The following is a 5,661-nucleotide window of genomic DNA, read 5'->3' as shown; positions in this document are numbered from 1 at the left end:
TTCAATGAAAACCTCGACGGCATCACCATGAGCACCGCCGGTCCCCTCTCCACCATCTCCATCGCCGCCAGCAGCTTCGTCGGCGTGCTTGTGGGCGGTGTGATCTCGGACCGATGGCTGCGGAGAGATGTCCGCGGGCGCGTCTATACCGGAGCGATCGGACTCGGGATGATGATCCCGGCACTGGTCCTCATAGGTCTGGGCAGCTCTATTGTCTCGCTCGTCGGAGCGACCCTCTTCTTCGGTATCGGTTACGGGCTCTTTGACGCTAATAATATGCCGATCCTCTGCCAGTTCGTCCCGGACCACCTCCGCTCGACCGCCTATGGGTTTATGAATATGATGGGAGTCTTTGCCGGCGCCCTCATCACCCAGCTGATGGGTGCCTGGGCGGACAAGGGCGCGGAGAATCTTGGGCTCACCTTTGCCCTGCTCGGCGGTGTGTTGGTGATCGCTCTCGCTCTGGAGCTGATCTTCCTCAAGCCTAAGCATGCCGACATGAAGGCAGAGCACTTCCACTCCTAATGCGGGGCAAATCTAAACCCGGTATTAGTGAAATCTATTATCGGTATTAGTGAAGTCTATTACCGGTAATAGACTTCACTAATATCGGTAAAAGGAAAAACTCACATCTTAGAAGGATTCGGGTCAGCAGATCCGGGTCCTTTTTTCTTGTTCGCTCTCCGGATCGGCGAGGGTGAATTGGAAGCCCAAGGTGATAATTCTCGCCCACTCTCGCATGGATTATGAATACATACCAAATAGTCCGGGAGTGAGCTCGATCATTAGTATGCTTCTTTGCTGACTAACCATGAGAGGTGCGATTTTTAGGCAGGTGCGTTAACTTATATCGATGCGAATTGTTTATCGTTAGGTGAGGAAGATATATTTTTGCTTAAGTTTGTACTGTAGCTCCGCCTACAGTGCGCGAGAGCTAAAGAATTCCTTTACAAACAGAACCAGAACACTCGCAATGAAGAAATCAATCCACTCCTCAGCCAAGAGGTGCGAGCGACCTCGGTGGATGGAGAGAGTACTCTCTCTCTCTCTCTCTACCGCTACTGATAACTCCGACACTTAGTGCGGCCGCTGATGTCGCACCGACGGAGTTACCTGTGGTGCGTACAGAGGCTCAGAGCAACACCTTTGTCCTCACCGGTACCGTCGTCGATGATCAGGGAGAGCCCCTGATCGGCGCACGCGTCAGTCTCGTGGAGAATACCTCCAAGGGCACCATGACCGACATCGACGGAGCCTTCCGCCTCCCGGGCGTCCAGCTCGGTCAGACAGTCGAGGTCGCCTTCGTCGGCTACAAGACTCAGCGCATCAAGCTACAGAGCAAAGACGCGCTCCACATCACCCTCGTCCCCGACGACGAGCTCCTCGACGAGGTGGTGGTGACCGCCTTTGGTACGGGCCAGAAGAAAGCCTCCATCGTGGGCTCAGTCCAGACCGTCCGCCCCGGAGAGCTTAAGGTCCCGGCGACCAACCTCTCCACCTCCTTTGCCGGACGTCTCGCCGGTGTGATCTCCGTACAGAGATCCGGTGCTCCCGGTGCTGACGGGGCAGACTTCTGGATCCGAGGGATCTCGTCTGTCAATCAGTCCTCACCGCTCATCATCCTCGATGGCGTGCAGGTGTCTGCCGGTGACCTCAACGCACTTGACCCGGAGGTGATCGAGGGCTTCTCGATCCTCAAGGATGCGACCGCCACAGCGCTCTACGGATCCCGTGGTGCCAATGGTGTCGTCATCGTGACCACCAAGACGGGAGCCAATCTTGACAAGCCGGTCATCAATGTCCGCCTCGAGGGGTATATGAATACCCCGACGAGTGTCCCGCAGTTTGTCGACGGTGTCAGCTACATGCACCTCTACAACGAGGCGCTCGGCAACCTCTCCACCGGCAACCTCCCCTATCCGACAGACAAGATCAAGGGGACGGAGCAGGGACTCGATCCCTATGCCTTCCCCAACGTCATATGGTACGACGAGCTCTTCCGCAAGGCGGCATTCAATCAGAAGGCCAATCTCAACGTCCGTGGTGGTAGCAAGAAGCTTAATTACTTCATGTCCGTCACCGCCGACCATCAGACCGGTATGCTCAAGCCTGTCAGCAAGGACTTCTACGACTACAATAACGAGCTGCAGTATATGCGGTATGCCTTCCAGAATAATGTCGAGCTCAATCTCTCTGAGACGACAAAGGTGGCACTCCGCCTCAATGCTCAGATCGGCTCCTCTCGCGGCCCGAGAGAGTCTATCGGCGATATCTTTAGCTCTGTGATCAACTCCAATCCTGTCGACTTCCCGATCCGCTTCGCTCCCGATGAAATCACCCCTTACATCAAGTGGGGTACAATCAAGGTGGGACCGGCACAGATCCCTAACCCTATGGCCAATGCGGTCTCTGGGTATAATGATAACTTCAACTCTACCGTGATCGTTAATTTTGAGTTCAATCAGGATCTAAAGATGATTACGGAGGGGCTTCGCCTGACGGCGCTTGCGTCCTTTAAGAACTGGTCTCAGACCGTTGCCGGACGTTACCGGGATCACAATTTCTTCGAGCTCAATAACTATAAGCTACAGGACGATGGTACCTATCTCGTCACCCCCAAGCTCGTCGGCTCGGAGAATAACACCGACATGAAGTCTGCCGGTGGGACCAATGGTGACCGTACCATCTACTTCCACACCATGCTCCTCTGGGACCGCACCTTTGGTGATCATGCCCTCGGAGCGATGCTTAATTACAATCAGGAGGAGTACTCCACCAACGTCACCAACGACAACATCCTCAATAACCTCCCCCGTCGCAAGCAGGGAGTCGCCGGACGTGTCACCTATGCCTATGCCAATAGGTATATCCTTGAGGCTAACTTCGGCTACAATGGCTCGGAAAACTTCGCGAAGGGCCACCGCTTCGGCTTCTTCCCCTCCGTCGCTCTCGGATACAACATCTCGGAGGAGAGCTTCTGGGAGCCGATCAAGGACTATATCCCGCTCCTGAAGCTACGGGGCTCCTATGGTCTGGTAGGTAATGACCGCATTGGTGGAGATCGCTTTGTCTACATGGAGGACATCAATCTCAGCCACGGTGATCGAGGCTATACCACCGGCATCAATCAGGACTACTCCCTCAGCGGACCGAAGTATAATCGCTTCGGTAACCCCGGCATCACCTGGGAGGTGGGCGAGAAGCTCAATGTTGGATTTGACCTGCAGGTCCTGAAGCCTCTCCGACTCAATGTCGACTTCTTCCGCGAGTATCGCCGCAATGTCTTCCAGCAGCGTGGTGCTGTGCCCTCCTATATGGGTACCGCCGATACCAAGATCTACGGTAACCTCGCCGAGATCAGCAATAAGGGTGTCGACCTCTCACTTGAGTACAATCAGCAGATCAATAAGGACTTCTTCATCAACCTCAGAGGTACCTTTACCTACGCTAAGAATAACATCGAGAAGTGGGATGAGCCTGCCTTTATGGAGTACCCCGAGCTCTCCAATGTCGGACACAGCCTCAATACTCACCTTGCCCTCGAGGCAGAGCGACTCTTTGTCGACAAGGCGGAGGTGCTCAATAGCCCGGAGCAGCAGTGGATGCCTCGCGACATCTCCGGCGGAGACATCAAGTACAAGGATCAGCCCAATGCCAAGGGTGAGTATGATGGCAAGATCGACAACAACGACCGTGTCCATATGGGCTACCCGACCGTGCCGCAGATCATCTACGGCTTTGGTACCAATATGCGCTACCGCAGTGTGGACTTCGGCATCTTCTTCCAGGGAGCTGCGCAGACCTCTATGATGCTCGGTGGCTTCCACCCCTTCGGCACACAGTACAATCGTAATGTCCTGCAGTTTATTGCAGATGATCACTGGAGCCCGGACAATCAGAATGTCTATGCCAAGTATCCCCGTCTCACCAAGATGGATATGACCAATAATACTCAGGCCTCCTCCTACTGGCTGCGTGACGGATCCTTCCTCAAGCTCAAGAATATCGAGCTGGGGTACAACTTCCGTAATGCTCGCCTCTACCTCTCCGGTATGAATGTCCTGACCTTCTCCAAATTTAAGCTCTGGGACCCGGAGCGAGGTGGCGGTAATGGTCTCTCCTATCCTACGCAGCGGACGTTTAACGTAGGTCTTCAGATGACGTTCTAATCACCTATCTGACTACACTGACAATGAAAAATATACTTACCTCCAAGCACCTTATCGGAGCACTCCTCTCGCTACTGCTGCTGGGGACGGCACTCTCCTCGTGCCGCTACCTCGACATTGTCCCCGATGGGACGGCAACGAATGAGGATGCCTTCAAGAACCCGATGGCGGCGAAGAAATACCTCTACTCTTGCTACGGCTTTATCCCGAAGCCCTCGAGCGGTACAGGATCCATGGACTTCCTCTCGGGAGACGAGGTGGTCACCTCCTTTGCCCACGAGACACCAAATAAGTTTAATGAGGGTCTCTACACTTCCACGAATCCTATTCTCTCGTACTGGAATCAGCTTTTCGAGGGGATCCGCTACTGCTACACCTTGATCGATAATGTGGACCAGGTCCCCAATATCGACAAGCAGACGGCTGAGGACTACAAGGCTCAGGCCACCTTCCTCATCGGCTACTATCACTACCTCTTGATGCAGAATTATGGTCCGGTCATCCTGATCACCGGCGTCGAGGATGTGAATGCCAAGGCGGAGGACTTCAAGCCTCGCTCTACGATGGATGAGTGTGTGGACTTTGTGGTGAAGAAGCTGGACGATGCCGCCGCCCGACTGCCGGAGCGCAGAGAGGGCGATGACTATGGTCTCGCCACCAAGGCTGCTGCCAAGGCGATCAAGGCTAAGCTTCTCGTCATGGCTGCATCGCCCCTCTTCAATGGCTACCAAGGTGTCGCCGGGCTCAAGAATCCCGATGGCACTGCGCTCTTCCCCCAGTCCTTTGACCAGACCAAGTGGGATAAGGCTTATGCCGCCACCATGGATGCGGTGCAGACTGCCGAGGCTGCCGGCCACAAGCTCTATGTAGCACAGGATGGTACGCTTGCCAATATCAAGGAGCCGCAGGATCCGGTACAGCGCTCACTCCGTCTCTCCCTCCTCGACCGGGATATGTCCACCGAGACGGTCTGGGGCGACACCCGCGGACAGGGAAGCTATGACATCCAGTCTAAGTCGGCACCATGGTCGCATAATGCTAGCAACAACTGGCTCGCCTGGGGTGGTGTCTGCCCGACCCTTGCGATGATGGAGCGCTTCTACACCGCCAATGGTCTACCGCTGGCGGAGGATCCGACCTTTGCCCCCGAGGCAGACTGGTGGAGCCTGATGGATGCCCCCGACGGCTATGAGAATGCTGAGGGACAGATCCCCCACTTCCTCTACAATCGTGAGCCAAGGCTCTATGCCTGGACTACCTTCCACAACGGCTACTACGAGATTGCCGGTACGGTCGACAAGACCAACTACGCCAAGGAGTATCATCGTGGCAAGGACGGTGCCAAGGTGGTGATGAAGCTTCGCCTCAACGACATCTCCGGTCGTCAGGCAGGAGAGTCTAAGCCGCGCGACAACGACTACTCTCCCGGTGGCTTCCTCAATAAGCGTCTCGTACACCCGCTGAAGACCCCTTCTAAGGGAAAGTATGATAA

The 5,661-nt window shown here is 55.1% G+C and carries 3 protein-coding genes; all 3 read left to right on the top strand.

Going from position 1 to position 5,661, the window contains the following annotated elements; translation table 11 throughout:
- On the top strand, positions 1-525 hold a 525-nt coding region (locus Q0F21_RS04910), incomplete at its 5' end, for an MFS transporter (protein WP_297237936.1).
- 590 nt (positions 526-1,115) lie between these two features.
- Positions 1,116-4,169, top strand: coding sequence for a TonB-dependent receptor (locus Q0F21_RS04905; protein WP_297237934.1), 3,054 nt, complete (start codon positions 1,116-1,118; stop codon positions 4,167-4,169).
- A gap of 23 nt (positions 4,170-4,192) precedes the next feature.
- Positions 4,193-5,661 (top strand): RagB/SusD family nutrient uptake outer membrane protein (locus Q0F21_RS04900; RefSeq protein WP_297237932.1); only part of this gene is annotated, 1,469 nt, incomplete at its 3' end.

The organism is uncultured Porphyromonas sp., assembly GCF_934359325.1.
Classification (GTDB): domain Bacteria; phylum Bacteroidota; class Bacteroidia; order Bacteroidales; family Porphyromonadaceae; genus Porphyromonas_A.
The sequence above is the reverse complement of the archived record's forward strand: the minus strand, read 5'-3'. Positions and strand labels throughout refer to the sequence as shown.